This window comes from Corynebacterium frankenforstense, from assembly GCF_030211955.1.
GTDB classification, from domain to species: Bacteria; Actinomycetota; Actinomycetes; order Mycobacteriales; family Mycobacteriaceae; genus Corynebacterium; species Corynebacterium frankenforstense_A.
Window position 1 is genome coordinate 22,968 of record NZ_JASODI010000003.1, and the last position, 16,950, is coordinate 39,917.

The window sequence follows — 16,950 nt, forward strand, 5'->3', positions numbered from 1 at the left end:
GCCCGCAGACTCGGGGAGCCTGCGGGCGGCGAGAACCGGCGATCCCGGTCGGTGACTAGCGGACGTAGTCCGCGGTGATCTGAGCGATCGCCTCGTTGCCGTTGGCGGAGGGGTGGAACATCATCTGGTGGATCTGGTTGTCGATCAGACCGTGCACCCAGCGGTTGCCGGAGGGCTCGCAGGTGCCGGTGCCGGGGCGACGGGTCTCCACGTACTCGTAGCCCAGCTCGCCGGCGGCGTCGCGGGCGATGTTGTCCAGCTTGTTGACGAAGCCGGTGGCGTTGGTCGGCACAGGCGCGGCGATGTTCGGGGTGCCCAGCTCCGGCGGGACGTCCGCGTTCATCAGGCAGACCTCGCCGCGGTCGTTGCCCACGGCCGGGTAACCGACGAAGAGGATGCGCGCGTTCGGCGCGTGGTGGCGGATCGTGTTCAGCGGCCCGCGCATGCGGTTGACGAACTCCTGGTAGTTCAGGAAGTCGCCGCCGTTGATGACGCCGAAGTCGCGGCGGTCGGGCATCGCCAAGTTCCAGCCCTCGGCGCCGCCGACGGTGATGGTGACCAGCCGGGTGTTGTCGCCGAGCTGGCCGCGGGCGGCGGCACGGTCGGCGGTGAAGCCCAGGCCGGGGCCAGCCATGCCGTTGATGGTCACGCCGTTGCAGGACGCGTTGGCGTAGCTCATGCCGAGTTTCTTGCCGAGGCGCACCGGGTAGGCGTCCGCACCCTGGCCGCAGCGGTCGGGCTGCGTGAAGCCGGCGAGCTGCTCGGCGACGGTCGGGTTCGCCGAGTAGGAGTCGCCGAAGGCGACGTAGCCCACCCCGCTCGGAGCCGCGGAGGCGGTCGGCGCGGCCGCCAGGGCCCCGGCGGCCGCCATCAGGCCCGCCGCGGTCGCGGCGAGCACGCGGCGCATGCCGCCACGGCGCTTCTTCTGGTCAACGGTCTTTCGCATCTGCCACCTCGTCGTCTCGTGCTGGTGACCGCTCCCCCGCGCCCACCTGGGCGCCGGCTGGAGCGGACATGGGTCACGCCTCTACTTCGGCTGAGACGATCCCAACGTTAACACGCGCCACGCGAAGATCACAGAGGAAAACAATTTCCCCGTTATGGGCGGAAGCGCAATTGGTGGGGCCAGCGGGGCTCGAACCCGCGACCGACAGATTATGAGTCTGATGCTCTGACCGACTGAGCTATAGCCCCGCGGGCAGTATATCGGCGCCGCCCCACGGCCTTAAAAACGACCGGCACCTGAAACTCCGGTGAATCCTCGCCCAACTTCCGCCGCCCCGGTTGCGGCCCCTGAAGGCCGGGGCGACGGTGTGCAGACGTGAGCCACGCACCGCGCCCGCTGCCCCGCCGCCGCTTCCTGCAGTCGGCGGCGATCGCGGGCACCGGTGTCGCCTGTGCGCTGGGCGCCGGGAAGATGGCCGTCGAGGCCGACGCCGTACGTGGCGGTGCGAGCCCCCGCCCGCTCGAGGTCGACATCCCCGCCGACCTCCCCTTCGCCCACGGCGTCGCCTCGGGCGACCCGCTGGCGGACTCGGTCATCCTCTGGACGAGGGTCACCCCGTCCGTCGAGGCCCTGCCCGGCTCCGGGGTCGGTGCCCCGGTCGCCGTCAGCTGGCAGGTCTCCGAGGACGAGGACTTCACCCGCGTCGTCGCCTCCGGGACCGCGCACACCTCGGCCGCCGTCGACCACACCGTCCACGTCGACGCGCGCGGCCTGGCCCCGGCGCGCGTGTACTACTACCGCTTCGTCATTGACGACGGCACGTTCGCCGGCGCGGTCAGCCCCACGGGACGTACGTGGACCGCACCGTCCCCCGGCACCCCGCTCAACTCGTTGCGGCTGGGCGTTGCATCGTGCGCGAACTGGGAGTCCGGCTTCTTCAGCGCCTACCGAGACATGGCCGAGCGGGCGCGTGAGGGCGAGATCGACGTGGTGGTCTTCCTCGGCGACTACATCTACGAATTCGCCCGCGGCGCCTACCCGGGCAAGACGGGCGTGACCCGGCACCACGAGCCGGCCGAGGAGCTCACTAACCTGACCGCCTACCGCATCCGGCACGGTCACTACCGCACGGACCCGGACCTGCGCGCCGCGCACGCGGCCTGCCCGTGGGTGGTGGTCTGGGACGACCACGAGCTAGCCAACGACGCCTGGCGCGAGGGCGCCGACGCGCACCACGAGGGCGCCCACGGACCGTGGCCCGAGCGGCGCGACGCCGCCATGCAGGCGTACTTCGAGTGGCTGCCGATCCGGGCGACCAGCCCCTCGCAGGAGGGTCACCTCTACCGCAGCCTGACCTTCGGCGACCTGGTCGAGCTGACGATGATGGACCTGCGCACCTACCGAGACCAGGCGCCCGGGTACCGGGGGCTCGCGGCCGCCCGCGAGGAGGCCACGATGCTCGGCGCCGAGCAGTTCGACTGGGTGCGCGGGGTGCTGGAGCGCTCGCACACCCGCTGGAACGTCATGGGCAACTCGGTGATGATCGCCCCGCTCGAATTGGCCGAGGTGCGCCGCGACGACGCGACCGCCGTGGTCGCCGAGTTCCTCGGGGCCCGCTCGGCGGCCGGCGTGCCGATGAACCTGGACCAGTGGGACGGCTACGCCGCCGAGCGGGACCGGCTGCTGCGCGAGCTGGCCGAGGACCACACGCCGGTGCTCTTCCTGACCGGGGACATCCACTCCGAGTGGGCGAACTCGATCACCTGCGAGGGCCGTGAGATCGGCGCCGAGCTGGTCTGCTCGTCGATCTCCGCGCCCAACGTGGACGACAAGCTACGCATGCCGGCGCACTCGCCGTTCTCCCGCGCGGCCGAGGCCCGGCTGCGCGCGGCGAACCCGGACGTGCGCCACGTCGACCTCGACTCCCACGGTTACGCGCTCGCTGAGATCACGCCGACCGCCGTGGAGATGACCTGGCTGCGCGTCGACAACGTGGAGGCCCCGGGCTCACCGGTCAACCCGGGGATGTCGCTGACGTGGCGGCCGGACCTCGGTTTCCTGCCCGGAATGACACTGCCGTGAAATCCCGGTGAATTTTCTCTGCACCTATTCCGCCCCGGTTGAGGGGTGTACCCGGTGGGCTCACGATGAGCTCCATGTCGCAGTATTCCCGTCGCAAATTCCTGTCCGCCTCCGCCGTCGCCGCAGGTGTCGGCGTCGTCGGCCAGGCCACCTCCGCCCACGCCCAAAGCTCCGGCAGCTCCGTCGACGAGTTCTTCGGTTCATCCCAGAAGCTCGAGCCCACGAGCAACCCCGGCGTCGAGATCCCGTTCGGTCACGGTGTCGCCTCCGGCGACCCGACCGACTCCGCCGTCATCCTCTGGACGCGCGTCACCCCGACCCCGGAGGCCCTGCCCGGCTCCGGCGTGGGCGACCCCGTCACCGTCGAGTGGACCGTCGCCCGCGACGAGGCGCTCGCCGACGTCGTTGCCAGCGGCACCGCGGAGACCTCGGCGGCCATCGACCACACCGTCCACGTCGACGCCACCGGCCTGGAGCCGAACACGGTCTACTTCTACGGCTTCCGCGTCGCCGACGGCGAGCACGCCGGCAAGACCAGCCCCGTCGGACGCACCTGGACCGCCCCGGCCGCCGGTGCGAAGACCGAGCATCTCAACGCCGTGGTCGCCTCCTGCGCGAACTGGGAGTCCGGTTTCTTCAGCGCCTACCGCGACATCTCCGCCCGTGCGCGCGCCGGCGAGATCGACCTGGTCATCTTCCTGGGCGACTACATCTACGAGTACGGGCGCGGCGAGTACGTGGGCAAGCGCGGTGCGGTGCGCAACCATGAGCCGGCCCACGAGATCCTCGACCTGACCGACTACCGCGTCCGCTACGGCACGTACCGCACCGACGCCCACCTCCAGGCCGCGCACGGCGCGTGCCCGTGGGTCGTCGTCTGGGACGACCACGAGGTGGCCAACAACGCCTGGCGCGACGGTGCGGAGAACCACACCGAGGGCGCCGAGGGCCGCTGGGTCGCGCGCCGGCAGGCGGCGATGCAGGCCTACTACGAGTGGCTGCCGATCCGCGCGACGAGCCCCTCGGTCGGCGGCAAGCTCTACCGCAAGCTCGCCTTCGGCGACCTGGTGGACCTGACGATGATGGATCTGCGCACCTACCGCGACGAGGAGCAGAGCTTCGGCGACTGGGTCTCCGGCAACCTCAACGAGACGATGATGGGCTCCGAGCAGTTCGGCTGGGTCGCCGAGCAGGCCCGCAACTCGAAGGCGCGCTGGCTGGTGCTGGGCAACTCCATCATGTTCAGCCCGATGACGCTGCTGGGACTGCGCCAGAACCCGGACACCTCCTCGGTGGCGGACTTCCTGTCGGGCCGCACCGGCGACGGCCTGCCGCTCAACGGCGACCAGTGGGACGGCTACTCCGCCGAGCGTGACCGGCTGCTCGACGTGCTCGACGGCATCGACCCCAACATTCTCTTCGTCACCGGCGACATCCACTCCGAGTGGGCCCACTCGGTGCGCCACGACGGCCACGAGATCGGCGCGGAGCTGATCTGCTCGTCGATCTCGGCGCCCAACGTCGACGAGATCCTCAAGCTGCCCGTGGACAACGCTCTCTCGCAGGCGGCCGAGTCCGTGCTGCGCCACGAGAACCCACACATCCAGCACGTCGATCTTGACGCGCACGGCTACGCGCTGGCGGAGATCACCCCGGACCACGTCGACATGTCCTGGATGCGCGTGGCCGACCTCAACTCCCCCGACTCCGCCGTCAACGAGGCGCTGCGCATGCGCTTCACCCCCGGCCACGGCTGGTCCTGACGGCCCCCAAATAAGGTCTCTGCCTGCCGATTTGCCCGCCTTCCGAGCCAACGTCTATAGTGACTCTCCGTTGCCGAGAGCAACGCGATCCCCTATAGCTCAGCTGGCAGAGCGTTCGACTGTTAATCGAAAGGTCACTGGTTCGAGCCCAGTTGGGGGAGCTTCGATAACACCCCCGCCCACCTGCATTGATGCAGGTGGGCGGGGGTGTTACGTTAGCGATCACCGGGGGCCGACGCGGGCGTGCCGCCTCTGCAAGCGCCTCCTCAAGGCTGGCCAGATCCACCGTCGGCTCAGATGGCTGATGGCCTGCCTCGATCCATGTGCGCAGCGCTCGCAGCATCGTCACCGCGGCCTCCAAGGCACGAGCCAGACGCGTCGACCGGCGACGCTCTTCACTGAGATCCTTGTTGACCCGGTTGAGGCGTTCCTCCAGCGAATCTGTGCGCACCTTCAGCGTCGAAATCCTGCTTCCCTGCGCCGTCAACAGCGCCTGGGTCTGCTCTACGGCGATCTCCTCCTTCTTTCCGAGGTAGATGAACAGGGCGGCCCCAGCCAGTGCATCCGCAGCACGCTCGGCCAGCACCTCGATCATTGACCGCGTCGTCTCATCCGCGCCTGAGCCGCCTCAACACACGCCGCCAGCGTCGCCGAGGCCACCCTCAGGCACCACCAGGGGCACCACCTCGCTTGGCGCGCCGCCATACGTCAGCACCTGCGCGGCAGGTCCCGGAAGGCTATCGAAGACGATTCGACCTCCATCAACCGCGACCGTATGGTTTTCTACCGTCACCAGACCATCAGAATGCGGGCGCGCCGACCGTGCACGCACCCACACCGAGACCACCAACGACGGCGACGCCGTCACGTCAACCACATCACCAGAGACCGATGTCATAGCATTCTCCTCTTGTCCTGAAAATTTCCGACCACTCCATCACTGCTCGACTCAGCCAACGCGCATCGCAGCGGACTTGAACGACTGCGACCACGACGCGCACTGCGTCGCGGCCACTGACGCAGTCAGCACATCCCCCGCCACCATGTGCTGGGAGTGTGCCGGGACGGTGCCTGCCAGGACTTGTTTGACCAGTGCGTCGGTGGTCGCCGCGACCGTCGGGGTGGCAGGTTCACCCCAGCGGGTGCCGACGGGGTCAACACTGTCGGCCTTCTGCCGGTTTGTCCGGCGCGGACCAGCCGGCCGACCTGCGACCAGGAACGCCCGAAGGTCTTCTGGCGGCGCTCGGCCCGTTTGCCTAGGCGAGCTTCCATGGCGCGGATTGCGTCGAGTGGTGGCGGGGGCGGGAGAGGCCGGGGCGGGCGGCGGATTTGTCGCCGCGTGAGCCGGGTCCGGGTGATGACGGCTTCCACGATGGACCGTGAATCGTTTGCCCTGTTCACAGGCCCGACCATGTAACAGTGCGTGTGATATTATCGCATTTGTGTGAAAATATCACACGCACTGTTACACTCGAGAGGTGCCCGATGGCCAGAAAACGAGACGAGAACGCTCTCCTGATGCGACGCGTTCTGCGCAACCTCGAGAAGGACTACGACAAGCTGCGCGAAGCAATCGGGCTCGCGCAGACCTATCGCGAGAAACTCCCCTACAAGCACTACCTGGAGAAGTGCCCGAGCCTGGATCGCGATTCCATGGTCGTCGCCATCCATGAACTGTTCTCAGAGACCGGCCTCGGCGGACTTCACCTCTCCGCGAGCGCTTCGTTTCCGATGTGCCTCTGGTTCGAAGACGACGACATCGTCCTGATGTGGAGGCGAAGCAGCGGTTTCCGCGCCAGCCAACCCGTCTCCCGTGGCCAGGCCCCACTCATCGAGGCCAAAGCGCGCATCGTGTTGTTCTGGGAATTCCCCCAGCCCGGCGCGGATGCGCTCAGTGCCCTGTCGCTGCAGATGTTCGACAACGAAGACGCCCTCGAACACGCCCGGGCACTCTCGCAGCGGGTACCGTTAAGCACCAACGCAGACGAGATCACCGCAGAGAAGTTCTCCCCCACCGAGGCCGACCAAGAAGGGTTCAACTTCGGCAGCTAGAAAGCACGGCGCCACATGTCCACCACAGCCACCAACCTCAAGCACGTCAGGATCCTGCTCGGCTACACACAAAAAGCGTTTGCCGCCCGACTCGGTGTCGCCCAGTCCACACTCAGCGGCGTCGAACGCCAGAACCGCGCGCTTTCCGACAAGCTGCTGACCACCACCCAGTTCGTCACCGGCATGACGCGCGACTTCTTCGACGAGGACATCGACTACTATGGGCAGAACGACCTTCTGTTTCGGACTGCACGGCTCGGTCGGCCCGACGCCGAGAAGATCGCGACGGCGTTCTCCATCACCGAGCACTACCTGAATCACCGCTACCCGGACCTCGTCAGCGACGTGCCTGCCCTTGACGTGCCCGACGGGCCACTCGACGCGCCCGTCCTGGAGGCGGCAGCCGCGCGCGCCCGAGAGCACTTCGAGCTAGAGCCGGATACGGCAATCGGGAACATCACCGCGGTCCTCCACCTCCACAACATTCTCGTGACAGAACTGCCCGAGAGCGTCATCAGCGGCACCAACTTCGACGGCGTATCCACCCCAAGCGCAGCACCCCTGCGCGTCATCGCACTAAATAGGCAGCGCAGCGGTGACCGATACCGTTTCAGCCTCGCCCACGAACTCGCCCACCTCATCCTGCACGCCTCCACGAGCCGATCAGACCTTACCGCGATGGAAACCGAAGCGAACATGTTCGCCGCAAGCTTCCTCATGCCCCGCCGCCTCATGACGCCTGCCATCACCCCCGAGAGCACGCTGGCTGACTACGCGGCACTCAAGTCACAGTGGGGCTACTCCATCCAGGCGATCGTACGTCGAGCACACGAGCTCGAGCTCATCGACTACCAGCGCTACCGCAGCCTACGCATGCAGATCTCCGGACGCGGCTGGAGAGTCCACGAACCAGTCGACGTTCTGCTCGAAAACAGCTACATCGATCCTGTCACCGTGACGCGCCCTGACCGCCAGGACACCGACACTGCCAACGACGAACTCGCCAGTGTGACGCCACTTGCAACACCGAGACATGAATAGCCCACCGCCCCAACGATGTCCCAACAGCGTGGACCACAAGAGGACGACCCCATGACCACACCAGACCAGATCGCGATTTATACCACCGAGGACGGCAAAGCCCACGTTCGCCTTCAGCTCCAAGAAGGAAGCGCATGGCTTAGCACGCGCCAAATGGGAGACCTCTTCGCGATCGGACAACATGCGGTCAACCATCACATCAGAGAGATTCTCCGTGGCGGAGAGCTGGACGAGACCAACTGTAAAAAGCTTTTACAACAGCCAGGCCACGACCGGTCCGTCAACCACTACAACCTCGATATGATTCTTGCCGTCGGCTACCGGGTGCGTGGGCCACGCGGCGCGCAGTTCCGCAAGTGGGCTACCGAAGTACTCAGCGAGTACCTCGTCAAAGGCTTCGCCATGGACGACCAACGCCTCAAGAACGACGGCGTGGACACCCACTTCGACGAGTTGCTGGAGCGCATCCGGGACATCCGCGCGAGCGAGCGCCAGTTCTTCCGCAAGATCTGTGATGTCATCGCCGCGACAAGTGCCGACTACGAAGAACGCAAGTCCTTCCAGGAGGTACGCAACTTCTTCGCCAGTATCCAGAACAGGCTTCACTTCGCCACCCACGGCATGACTGCGGCAGAGCTCATCTGGGAGCGCGCGGACCGAACCAAGCCGAACGCCGGGTTGACAAACTGGTCAGGGGAACAACCACGGCGCTCAGACCTAGCGGTAGCAAAGAACTACCTCGACCGCGATGAGCTCACGCGCATGAATCGCCTCACCTCGATGTTCCTCGATTACGCAGAAGACCAAGCGTCCTTGGGCAATACCATTCTTCTCGACGAGTGGATGCAGAAGGCTGACAAGTGGCTTGTCTTCAACGACCGCGACGTGCTGTCAGGATTTGGCAAGCGGCAGAGGAAGCAAGCCGCGGTGAAGGCACACGCTGAGTGGGACGCCCACCTTGCCACACAGGATGCCCGTGTCAATGAGAAGGACATGGCCGAGCTCGCCGAAGAGGTCAAGGCCCTGAAATCAGGACACAGTGGCGCATAGCTACTACGACCTGCTCGACATGGCCACCGAGCAGGACGCGTTCGTGGACTACGACGACATGGGGTGGCTCGAAGGCGCCAAGGGCGGCTGGTTCCCGGAATACTACCTGATCCTGCTCCGAGACGACCTGACCCACGTCAAGCAGGTGTGCACGCTCGCACACGAACTCGGCCACGCCGTTCTCGGACACCGGGCCGACGTCGCCGGCTGGTGGTCGGCCCGCCAAGAGCGCCAGGCGGACCGGTGGGCAGCAGAGCTTCTGATCTCGCCGGAGGACTACGCGACCGCCGAGGCCCTTTACGGGCCGCACGCCGGGGCCCTAGCCGCGGAGTTCGGCGTCACGGTGCACATGATCCAAACCTGGCGATCGCACCGGAATTAGATCATTACACGAGTTGCATCGTACTGGTGACTACCATGACGGGGCGTGATTCAGGTTTACTTCCCGATCCCGCGGAAGTAGCATGAGAAGCGACATGATACCCCCATGTCACCGCTAATGGCGAAGCCCTCCACCCGCCGCTAAGCAAAGTGAAGGGCTTCGTGAGACTAGTTAGCTAACCAGACAGCCAACTCGCGAACCGCATCCGCGAGCACACTGGCAGCTAACGCTCCCAGGGCCTGGGCGACGATCTCACCAATCGTCGCCCAGGCCTTCCTCTTTTCCGGCTGTTCGCCGTACTCAGTATCAGGCATTCGTCTCACCTCCCTCCTAACGAGAGTCGGTGACCCTGCCGCCGATGGCCTCCGGGCTCCGCTCGCATGACGATGGAGACCGAGTCGCATCGACAGGAGGGGAACTACACACGTGTAGTTCAACGATTGATAATACCGCACTATGCGGCGGTTCCCATCCCTCCGCCGCTGAGGCCCCGATTAGGCCATACGCCGGGACCCTGGCCGCGGAGTTGGGCGTCACGGCGAACATGATCCGAGTCTGGCGATCGCGCCAAAACTAGCATGTTCCCCCACTTGCCATATACCGCACGTCTACGTTGCTACGAGGATAGTTCCGCAAGGGACGTCAAGAAAACTCAACAGAGAAAGGAGGCGATGTGGAACACATCTCCTGGTGGATAGCCGGACTCTACGCAGCATGGAGAGCCGCAAACGAGACACTCCGAATCATCCTGGACTACAAGACCAAGATGAAAGAGTTGGACTCACCACCCGAAGAAGAGTGGACCCCGGGGACCTACTCCAACTAGGCCCCCGGGGGACACCCTAAGCATAACGCAGGAAAGGACCCTTCATGAGACACATGACCGACATCGGAATCATCGCCCTATTCGTCCTCGCAGCCCTCAAAGCTCCTACCTGGATAATCTGCGCGCTTGCCGCGCTGTTGACCATCCCCCTCGCCCGCCAAACAGCGCGCATCATCACCAGCTACAGGAAGCTCCGCTCATGACCCCCATCATCATCGACAAAGACACCGGCAACGAGCTGTGGCGCACCGCCGAATGCGCAGACCACTGCAACATCACGCCACGCACCTGGGCCAACTACTACGCCAACGGCCGCACCCCACAACCGGTGGCCATGCTCGACAAACGAAGCCCCCTCTGGGACGCCGAAGAAGTCTGCGACTGGCAGGCACACCGCCCCGGCTCCCCCGTCCCCGGCGCGCCGACGAGCGGGCGCCGGCACGCCTGATGGCGTCGATCAAGCGGTACAAGACGAAGAGCGGGGCGCGGGGCTTCCTGTGGCGGGTGCAGTACCGCTCCCCTGACGGGCGGAGTCGCACCAAGCAGGGCTTCGCCACGAAGGACGCCGCGCAGGCGTGGGCGGAAAAGAACGCCACCGAGGTGCGCACGGGCGAGTGGCTGGACCCGAGCTCGGGGAAGACCACCGTCTCCGAGCTCCTGCCGGCGTGGGAGGCGACGATGACGCGTCTCAAGCCGAAGACGAAACACGAGGCGATGGCGAAGTGGCGTCGTGCGGTCGAGCCGGAGTGGGGCCTGCGGCAGGTGTCCACGATCCGGCTGTCCGAGGTGCAGGCCTGGGTGGCGTCCATGCGACAGGGGGCGTCGTACGTTCGGCAGGCGCACGCCGTGCTCGCCCAGATTCTCGACGTCGCTGTCGGTGACCGGGCGCTCAAACTCAACCCGGCGCGCGGGGTGCGCCTGCCCCGAAAGGAGCGCTCGGTGAAGGTGTATCTGACGGCCGGACAGTTGGCCGATTTCGCGGCGGAGCAGCGCACCCGGAGATCATCTGGCTACTGGGCACCGTGGGCCTGCGGTGGGGCGAGATGGCTGTGCTGCGGCCGCAGGACGTCGACGTGCTGCGCCGCCGGATACGGGTGGACCGAGCGTCGGTCACCGTCGGCGGTGAGGTCGTCATCGGCACGCCGAAGACCCACGAGCGGCGCACGGTGATGGACATGCTGGTGCCGGTGATGGACGGGCGCGCCCCTGACGAGCTGATCTGGCCGTCGAGGTCCGGGGAGCCGAAGCGGCCGCCGACGCACGGGTCCTGGTACCACGGCGCGCTGGCACGTATGCGGGAGCGTGATCCGGAGTTTCCGTGGGTGACCCCGCATGGTCTGCGTCATGTGGCCGCGGGGCTGATGGTCTCCGAGCACGCTAACGTCCTTGCGGTCAGCCGGCAGCTCGGGCACGCCAGCCCGATGATCACGCTGACGACCTACGCGGAGCTTTTCACCGAGGACCTCGAGGCGTTCGGCAAGCGCATGGATGAGGTCGTGCGCGTCGCGCCAAGGGTAACGAGGCGTGCACACATGTCGTGGAAATGTCGTGGGATTAACCCCTGAAACCGTCGTGACCTGCGATATTAAGCCATAATCAGACTGGTTCGACCCCAGTTGGGGAAGCAGAGAAAGGCCCCGGCACCGATTTAATTCGGTGCCGGTGCCTCCTTATCGTCTATCCACCAACCGAAGCCCGGGGCGTCGCACCGAACAGTAGTGTCAGCCGCATGGACTGGTCCCTCGTCATCTCCGCCCTGTCGTTGAGCTTCGCACCGATCACGTTATGGCTCGGTTGGCTTGAGCTGAACCACCAGCTACGCCGGGAAAGAGCCACTCAGCTGAAACTGGAATTCGGGCGTACCGGCAACACAGCCAACATCGGGGACGGCCCGACATACAACTCCTACAGCGTCAGCGTCCGCAACAGTGGACTCCAGAGCTATCAGCAGTTGAAGTGCAGAATGGTGGGCCCCCAGGGCGCCTACGCCTCCATCGGGAGCCCGACGAACCTGGCAAGCGGCGAAGAACTGGAACCCACGCGTGTGTGGCTTACTGATGAGGAAGCCGAGACGGTGTACCTCCACGTCTCCTGGACCGTTCCCCGCCAGTATCAGCCAGGAATCGACTACCGCGCCGTCCGGGTGCATGCACAGGGTCAGGTGGAGATCTGGCGACCGTACCGGTTCCGCGCCCTGCGGCGGTGGATGAAGAAAGACATCGGTGGTTGGCGAGGATTCAAGTCGCATCCCATTCCTATCGAGCTCGCCCCGGGCTGGCCCCGCGGCAAGCCCACCACCCACCTCGACTGGGGCTCGCGCCCTTCCCGCCCCGAGCCGTTAGACTTGCGGTCGCACCCCACCGTCGACCATCAGCGAGGAACCGCCACCACATGATCCAGTTCGTCATCGGCGCCGCCGCGGGATACGTCTTCGGCACCAAGGCCGGCCGCAAGCGTTTCGACCAGATCAAGCGCGGCTACCAGATCGCCGTCAACTCCCCGGTCACCCGCTCCGCCGTCAACTCCGCGCGCAAGGCCATCGCGAACCGGCTCGACCCGAATCCGCGCATGCGAGAGGTCAAGAACCTCCGCCGCGACGACGGTTCCACCGTCCTCGAACCCGACGAGGACTAGGCCCTACCGGGCCGGCCGGCCCCGACCCCTCACCGGTCGAACGGCCCGGTGGTGCGGAACGCCCGGTCGTTGAGGTCCCGGCGCGCCTGCTCCAGGGCCACCAGGTCCGCGAACATCGAGTTGTAGGTGACCTCGTCGTCGCTGGGCCGCATCCGCTGCAGCTCCCCCTTCAGCTGCGCGATCTCGTTGCCCACGCGCACCTCCTGAAGGCGCGAGAGCACCGCGTCCGCGTAGTTGGCCAGCTCCTCCGGGTCGACGTGGATGTCCTCCACCGCCAGCTCGGAGACCAGCGAGCGCCCGCCCAGATCCGTCATGCGGTCGGCCACCGTCGCGATCCAGTCCACCCCGGCCGCGCCGTGCTCGCAGCCGCCGGCCTCGCGCACGGCCTCGCGCACCATCTTGTAGGCCGGGTGGCGGAAGGTCTCCGGGTCCAGCCCGTCGAAGTAGGCGCCCGCCAGCTCCGGGTACTGCAGCGCCAGCTTCAGCGACTCGCGCTCCGGCCACAGCACCGGGTCCCGCGGGTTCGGCGCCGGTACCTCCGGCACCTGCGGGACGGCCTGTGGCTCCTGGTTCTCGAAGCGCCGCGCGCGGTGCGGCTGCTCCTGCTGCTTCGGGCGGCGCGCTTCGGCGCGCACCTGGGCGAGCACGTCGTCGGTGTCGGACCAGCCGACCCAGCCGGCCAGCTGCCGGGCGTACTCCGTCTGCAGCGCGCGGTCGCGGATGCCCGCGACCACCGGCACCGTACGCCGCAGCGCCTGCAGGCGGCCCTCGACGGTGTCCAGCGAGTACTGGGAGAGCAGCGAGCGCACCACGAACTCGAACATGGGCACCCGGTCCGCGATCAGGTCGCGCACCGCCGAGTTGCCCTTGACCAGGCGCAGGTCGCACGGGTCCATCCCGTCCGGGGCGACGGCCACGAAGGACTGCCCGGTGAACTTCTGGTCCCCGGCGAAGGCACGCATCGCGGCCTTCTGCCCGGCCTCGTCGCCGTCGAAGGTGTAGATCAGCTCGCCGCGGAAGTAGCTGTCGTCCAGCATCAGCCGGCGCAGGATGCGCAGGTGCTCCTCGCCGAAGGCGGTGCCGCAGGCGGCCACGGCCGTGGTCACCCCGGCGGCGTGCATGGCCATGACATCCGTGTAGCCCTCCACCACCACCGCCTGGTGGCCGGCGGCGATGGCCTTCTTGGCCTGGTCCAGCCCGAAGAGCACCTTCGACTTGTCGTAGAGCAGCGTGTTCTGGGTGTTCATGTACTTGCCCATGCGGTCGTCGTCGAAGAGCTTGCGCGCCCCGAAGCCGATGACGTCGCCGGACATGTTCTTGATCGGCCACAGCAGCCGGCGTGAGAACGCGTCGATCGGCCCGCGCCGGCCCATCTTGGAAAGCCCTGCCACCTCGAGCGTCTTGTAGTCGAAGCCGCGGCGCAGCAGCTCCTTGGTCAGCGTGTCCCAGCCGCCCGGGGCGTAGCCACACTCGAAGCCGTAGATGTGCTCGCGGGAGAAGCCGCGGTTCAGCAGGAACTCCCGGCCCGGTGCGGCCTCCGGGGTCTCCAGGCGCTCCCGGTAGAACTGGTGGGCCGCCTTGTTGGCGGCGATGAGGCGCTGGCGGGTTCCGGGCTCCTCGCGGCGGCCGGGCGAGCCGCCCTCGTAGTTGATCTGGTAGCCGATCTTCTCCGCGCACACCTCGACCGCCTCGGGGAAGGTCAGGTGCTCCATCTCCATCAGGAAGGAGAAGACGTCGCCGCCCTTGCCCGTGGAGAAGCAGTGGTAGTAGCCGCGGTTGGGACGCACGTGGAAGGACGGGGTGCGCTCGTCCTTGAAGGGGCTAAGCCCCTTCAACGAATCGGTGCCCCCCGGCTTGAGCTGCACGTACTCCCCCACGATCTCTTCGATGGGGGTACGCTCCCGGATCGCCTGGATGTCGCGCTCCGGTATCCGTCCCTTACCCATGGCACCCGAGGATACCCGGGCGCGCGCCCACCCGGCGCGCGGGCCGGATGCCGGAACCGCGGGGCGGGTGTGTAAAGATATCGCCATGTCTCGACGCTCCTCGACCGGCTGGCTGGCCGGAGCCGCCGGCCTCGCCGTCGCCGTCGCGGCCGCATGGTTCGGCATCGACTTAGGCTCCGGCGACGGCGCACAGCCCGCCGACGCCACCGCGGCCGACTCCACCGCAACCAGCGCGGTCGGCAGCACCGCCACCACCGCCGCCGGCCACGGCGGCGGCGCAGCCACGGCGACGGAACGTGCGACGGGGACCGACGGGACGTCGGCAATTGAGACCTGCCCGCTGGACACCCTGCCTGAGGAGGCCGCGGACACCGTCGCGGACGTGCGCGCCGGCGGGCCGTTTGAGCACCCGGACAACGACGGGACGCGCTTCGGCAACTACGAGGGGCGACTTCCGGATCAGGCCCGCGACCACTACCGTGAGTACACCGTGGACACGCCGGGGCTCGACCACCGGGGCGCGCGCCGGATCGTCACCGGCGGCGAACCGCCCGAGGACCCCGAGACCTGGTACTACACCGCCGACCACTACGAATCCTTCTGCGAGATCCCGGACGCCTGAACCTGCCATGACCCAGACCCACACCCGCTTCATGCGTAACCCGATCATCATCACCACGCCCGTGCGCGAGCCGCGCGACCTCTACGACGCGCTCGCACGTGCCACTTACCGCGCCGGGCGGCCCGCGCCGCGCAACCTCGACGGCATGGCGGACCTGATCAAGGAGTACGGCGTCTCGCGCGTTCTGTGCGCCCACTGGCGGCTGCCCGACTCCGACGACGCCCGCGTGCGCGCCGTCCTCGCCGACCTCGGCGTCGAGCTGCAGCTCTAGCCCATGAACACGGAGAGGTCCGCGGACTCGCGGGCCATGCGCTCCAGGCGCGACTCTGTCAGCGAGGCGATCTGGTCGACGACCACGCGCTGACGGCCGGCCTCCGAGTCGGCCTGGCGCCACCAGTCGGCGAACATCGGGTCGAGTGCCCCCGGCGCGCCCGCGCTCAGGTAGTCGAAGACGCGGAAGATGCGCTCGCGCTGCCGGTCCTGACGGGCGATGTGGGAGCGCTGGTCCATCACGTAGAGCACGGCGATGGTCTTGAGCAGCGTTACCTCCGCGCGCGCCTGCGCAGGCACGACCAGCCGGCCGTGGTGGCGGCCCAGCTTCCCGGCCTCCGCGTCGGCCTCGTCGAGGCTGGCCTGCACCGTGGCGCCGACGTAGCGGCCCACCAGCTCGCTGGTCATCTTCTTCAGGCGGGCGAAGGAACGCAGGTTGCCGGTGAATTCGGCGGCGTCGTTGACCACGTCGAGCTGGCGCAGGTGGTCGGCGGCGGCGACGAGCTCCTCGGGGGCGCCGCCGAAGGCGCGCGCACCGGCCTCCGCGAGCTCGGCGAGCTCGACGAGGTCCCACAGCACCGCCAGCGAGATGCGCCCGGAGACGATGCCGTCCTCGACGTCGTGGACGGAGTAGGCGATGTCGTCGGCCCAGTCCATCGCCTGCGCCTCGAGCGACTTGTCCGTGCCCGGGTTGCCCTCGCGGATCCAGGCCAGGACCGCGGCGTCCTCGTCGTAGCAGCCGTACTTGCGGCGGTGGCTGCCGTCGGCGGCGGTGCGGGTGTACGGGTACTTGCACGCGGCGTCGAGGGCGGCGCGGGTGAGGTTGAGCCCGTAGCTGGTCTCCCCGTCGACGGCCTTGGGCTCGAGGCGGGTGAGGATGCGCAGCGTCTGCGCGTTGCCCTCGAAGCCGCCGCATTCCGCGGCGACCTCGTCGAGGGCGCGCTCGCCGTTGTGGCCGTAGGGCGGGTGCCCGATGTCGTGGGTCAGCCCCGCCAGCTCCGAGAGGTCCGGGTCCATGCCCAGCCCCGAGCCGATGCCGCGGGCGATCTGGGCGACCTCCAGCGAGTGCGTCAGGCGCGTGCGCGGCGTGTCGCCGTCGCGGGGGCCGACGACCTGGGTCTTGTCGGCCAGCCGGCGCAGCGCGGCAGAGTGCAGCACGCGCGCGCGGTCGCGGGAGAAGGCGCTGCGGTGGTCGGTCTCGGTCGCGGCGATCCAGCTGCCCTTCGGCCCCTCGGCCAGGCGACGTTCGGTGTCGGCGGACGAGTAGGTGTACACGCAGGCGATACTAACCGCCGATGGTGCGGAAATGGCTGCGACGTGCCGGTTTCACCGCCTC

The 16,950-nt window shown here is 67.4% G+C and carries 19 protein-coding genes and 2 tRNA genes; 15 read left to right on the forward strand and 6 right to left on the reverse strand.

The window, feature by feature from the left end; all coding sequences use genetic code 11:
• Window positions 1-55 precede the first annotated feature (55 nt).
• Together QP119_RS02220 and QP119_RS02225 are read right to left on the reverse strand one after the other, a co-directional pair.
• Complete coding sequence (locus tag QP119_RS02220) at window positions 56-946, reverse strand: SGNH/GDSL hydrolase family protein (RefSeq protein ID WP_284773398.1); 891 nt, start codon at window positions 944-946, stop codon at window positions 56-58.
• Between the two features lie 171 nt (window positions 947-1,117).
• Window positions 1,118-1,194, reverse strand: a tRNA-Ile gene (locus QP119_RS02225).
• A 127-nt stretch (window positions 1,195-1,321) separates the two neighbouring features.
• On the opposite strand from QP119_RS02225, the gene QP119_RS02230 reads away from it, so the two are divergent.
• The 3 genes from QP119_RS02230 to QP119_RS02240 all read left to right on the forward strand — a co-directional run bounded on the left by QP119_RS02230 (window position 1,322) and on the right by QP119_RS02240 (window position 4,952).
• Complete coding sequence (locus tag QP119_RS02230) at window positions 1,322-3,028, forward strand: alkaline phosphatase D family protein (RefSeq protein ID WP_284773400.1); 1,707 nt, start codon at window positions 1,322-1,324, stop codon at window positions 3,026-3,028.
• A gap of 74 nt (window positions 3,029-3,102) precedes the next feature.
• Complete coding sequence (locus QP119_RS02235) at window positions 3,103-4,791, forward strand: alkaline phosphatase D family protein (protein ID WP_284773401.1); 1,689 nt, start codon at window positions 3,103-3,105, stop codon at window positions 4,789-4,791.
• An 88-nt stretch (window positions 4,792-4,879) separates the two neighbouring features.
• Window positions 4,880-4,952: transfer RNA gene (locus tag QP119_RS02240), tRNA-Asn, on the forward strand.
• A 467-nt stretch (window positions 4,953-5,419) separates the two neighbouring features.
• Here the strand turns inward: QP119_RS02240 and QP119_RS02245 are convergent.
• Window positions 5,420-5,689: a hypothetical protein gene (locus tag QP119_RS02245; protein WP_284773402.1), complete on the reverse strand. Its 270-nt coding sequence runs from the start codon at window positions 5,687-5,689 to the stop codon at window positions 5,420-5,422.
• Window positions 5,690-6,276: 587 nt separating this feature from the next.
• On the opposite strand from QP119_RS02245, the gene QP119_RS02250 reads away from it, so the two are divergent.
• From QP119_RS02250 to QP119_RS02265, 4 genes are read left to right on the forward strand one after another with little or no spacing between them, the layout of a single operon-like run.
• The gene (locus QP119_RS02250) at window positions 6,277-6,843 is read left to right on the forward strand and encodes a hypothetical protein (RefSeq protein WP_284773403.1); all 567 of its coding nucleotides are present in this window, start codon (window positions 6,277-6,279) and stop codon (window positions 6,841-6,843) included.
• A gap of 15 nt (window positions 6,844-6,858) precedes the next feature.
• The gene (locus QP119_RS02255; RefSeq protein ID WP_284773406.1) at window positions 6,859-7,884 is read left to right on the forward strand and encodes a helix-turn-helix domain-containing protein; all 1,026 of its coding nucleotides are present in this window, start codon (window positions 6,859-6,861) and stop codon (window positions 7,882-7,884) included.
• 51 nt (window positions 7,885-7,935) lie between these two features.
• Window positions 7,936-8,934: a RhuM family protein gene (rhuM, locus tag QP119_RS02260; protein WP_284773407.1), complete on the forward strand. Its 999-nt coding sequence runs from the start codon at window positions 7,936-7,938 to the stop codon at window positions 8,932-8,934.
• Window positions 8,924-9,316, forward strand: a complete 393-nt coding sequence (locus QP119_RS02265) for an ImmA/IrrE family metallo-endopeptidase (RefSeq protein ID WP_284773408.1) — start codon at window positions 8,924-8,926, stop codon at window positions 9,314-9,316. The genes rhuM and QP119_RS02265 overlap by 11 nt, the downstream gene beginning before the upstream one ends.
• 167 nt (window positions 9,317-9,483) lie before the next feature.
• On the opposite strand, the gene QP119_RS02270 is transcribed toward QP119_RS02265, so the two are convergent.
• Window positions 9,484-9,630 (reverse strand): hypothetical protein, encoded by a 147-nt coding sequence (locus QP119_RS02270; RefSeq protein WP_284773410.1) that lies wholly within the window; start codon window positions 9,628-9,630, stop codon window positions 9,484-9,486.
• Window positions 9,631-10,195: 565 nt separating this feature from the next.
• On the opposite strand from QP119_RS02270, the gene QP119_RS02275 reads away from it, so the two are divergent.
• The 6 genes from QP119_RS02275 to QP119_RS02300 all read left to right on the forward strand — a co-directional run bounded on the left by QP119_RS02275 (window position 10,196) and on the right by QP119_RS02300 (window position 12,776).
• Window positions 10,196-10,345: a hypothetical protein gene (locus tag QP119_RS02275; protein WP_284773411.1), complete on the forward strand. Its 150-nt coding sequence runs from the start codon at window positions 10,196-10,198 to the stop codon at window positions 10,343-10,345.
• Window positions 10,342-10,590, forward strand: a complete 249-nt coding sequence (locus tag QP119_RS02280) for a helix-turn-helix transcriptional regulator (protein WP_284773412.1) — start codon at window positions 10,342-10,344, stop codon at window positions 10,588-10,590. The genes QP119_RS02275 and QP119_RS02280 overlap by 4 nt, the downstream gene beginning before the upstream one ends.
• On the forward strand, window positions 10,590-11,312 hold the full coding sequence (locus QP119_RS02285; RefSeq protein WP_284773612.1) for a hypothetical protein: 723 nt from the start codon (window positions 10,590-10,592) through the stop codon (window positions 11,310-11,312). The genes QP119_RS02280 and QP119_RS02285 overlap by 1 nt, the downstream gene beginning before the upstream one ends.
• Window positions 11,195-11,707 (forward strand): tyrosine-type recombinase/integrase, encoded by a 513-nt coding sequence (locus QP119_RS02290; protein WP_284773602.1) that lies wholly within the window; start codon window positions 11,195-11,197, stop codon window positions 11,705-11,707. The genes QP119_RS02285 and QP119_RS02290 overlap by 118 nt, the downstream gene beginning before the upstream one ends.
• Before the next feature lie 164 nt (window positions 11,708-11,871).
• Complete coding sequence (locus QP119_RS02295) at window positions 11,872-12,537, forward strand: hypothetical protein (protein WP_284773413.1); 666 nt, start codon at window positions 11,872-11,874, stop codon at window positions 12,535-12,537.
• Window positions 12,534-12,776, forward strand: coding sequence for a hypothetical protein (locus QP119_RS02300; protein ID WP_284773414.1), 243 nt, complete (start codon window positions 12,534-12,536; stop codon window positions 12,774-12,776). The genes QP119_RS02295 and QP119_RS02300 overlap by 4 nt, the downstream gene beginning before the upstream one ends.
• 29 nt (window positions 12,777-12,805) lie before the next feature.
• On the opposite strand, the gene dnaG is transcribed toward QP119_RS02300, so the two are convergent.
• Window positions 12,806-14,722: a DNA primase gene (dnaG, locus tag QP119_RS02305; protein WP_284773416.1), complete on the reverse strand. Its 1,917-nt coding sequence runs from the start codon at window positions 14,720-14,722 to the stop codon at window positions 12,806-12,808.
• An 85-nt stretch (window positions 14,723-14,807) separates the two neighbouring features.
• On the opposite strand from dnaG, the gene QP119_RS02310 reads away from it, so the two are divergent.
• Both QP119_RS02310 and QP119_RS02315 read left to right on the forward strand, forming a co-directional pair.
• Window positions 14,808-15,344: a ribonuclease domain-containing protein gene (locus QP119_RS02310; RefSeq protein WP_284773417.1), complete on the forward strand. Its 537-nt coding sequence runs from the start codon at window positions 14,808-14,810 to the stop codon at window positions 15,342-15,344.
• Window positions 15,345-15,351: 7 nt separating this feature from the next.
• Window positions 15,352-15,615 (forward strand): hypothetical protein, encoded by a 264-nt coding sequence (locus QP119_RS02315; RefSeq protein WP_284773418.1) that lies wholly within the window; start codon window positions 15,352-15,354, stop codon window positions 15,613-15,615.
• Here the strand turns inward: QP119_RS02315 and QP119_RS02320 are convergent.
• On the reverse strand, window positions 15,612-16,889 hold the full coding sequence (locus tag QP119_RS02320; protein ID WP_284773419.1) for a deoxyguanosinetriphosphate triphosphohydrolase: 1,278 nt from the start codon (window positions 16,887-16,889) through the stop codon (window positions 15,612-15,614). The two genes, QP119_RS02315 and QP119_RS02320, sit on opposite strands and share 4 nt — an antisense overlap.
• Between the last annotated feature and the right edge of the window lie 61 nt (window positions 16,890-16,950).

Excerpts from the sequence above, each read along its gene's own strand:
- QP119_RS02255 (WP_284773406.1), top strand. The coding sequence starts at position 6,859 with ATGTCCACCACAGCCACCAACCTCAAGCACGTCAGGATCCTGCTCGGC.
- QP119_RS02300 (WP_284773414.1), top strand. The coding sequence starts at position 12,534 with ATGATCCAGTTCGTCATCGGCGCCGCCGCGGGATACGTCTTCGGCACC.
- QP119_RS02315 (WP_284773418.1), top strand. The coding sequence starts at position 15,352 with ATGACCCAGACCCACACCCGCTTCATGCGTAACCCGATCATCATCACC.
- QP119_RS02235 (WP_284773401.1), top strand. The coding sequence starts at position 3,103 with ATGTCGCAGTATTCCCGTCGCAAATTCCTGTCCGCCTCCGCCGTCGCC.
- QP119_RS02285 (WP_284773612.1), top strand. The coding sequence starts at position 10,590 with ATGGCGTCGATCAAGCGGTACAAGACGAAGAGCGGGGCGCGGGGCTTC.
- QP119_RS02310 (WP_284773417.1), top strand. The coding sequence starts at position 14,808 with ATGTCTCGACGCTCCTCGACCGGCTGGCTGGCCGGAGCCGCCGGCCTC.
- QP119_RS02270 (WP_284773410.1), bottom strand. The coding sequence starts at position 9,630 with ATGCCTGATACTGAGTACGGCGAACAGCCGGAAAAGAGGAAGGCCTGG.
- QP119_RS02250 (WP_284773403.1), top strand. The coding sequence starts at position 6,277 with ATGGCCAGAAAACGAGACGAGAACGCTCTCCTGATGCGACGCGTTCTG.
- rhuM (WP_284773407.1), top strand. The coding sequence starts at position 7,936 with ATGACCACACCAGACCAGATCGCGATTTATACCACCGAGGACGGCAAA.
- QP119_RS02220 (WP_284773398.1), bottom strand. The coding sequence starts at position 946 with ATGCGAAAGACCGTTGACCAGAAGAAGCGCCGTGGCGGCATGCGCCGC.
- dnaG (WP_284773416.1), bottom strand. The coding sequence starts at position 14,722 with ATGGGTAAGGGACGGATACCGGAGCGCGACATCCAGGCGATCCGGGAG.
- QP119_RS02295 (WP_284773413.1), top strand. The coding sequence starts at position 11,872 with ATGGACTGGTCCCTCGTCATCTCCGCCCTGTCGTTGAGCTTCGCACCG.
- QP119_RS02280 (WP_284773412.1), top strand. The coding sequence starts at position 10,342 with ATGACCCCCATCATCATCGACAAAGACACCGGCAACGAGCTGTGGCGC.
- QP119_RS02245 (WP_284773402.1), bottom strand. The coding sequence starts at position 5,689 with ATGACATCGGTCTCTGGTGATGTGGTTGACGTGACGGCGTCGCCGTCG.
- QP119_RS02275 (WP_284773411.1), top strand. The coding sequence starts at position 10,196 with ATGACCGACATCGGAATCATCGCCCTATTCGTCCTCGCAGCCCTCAAA.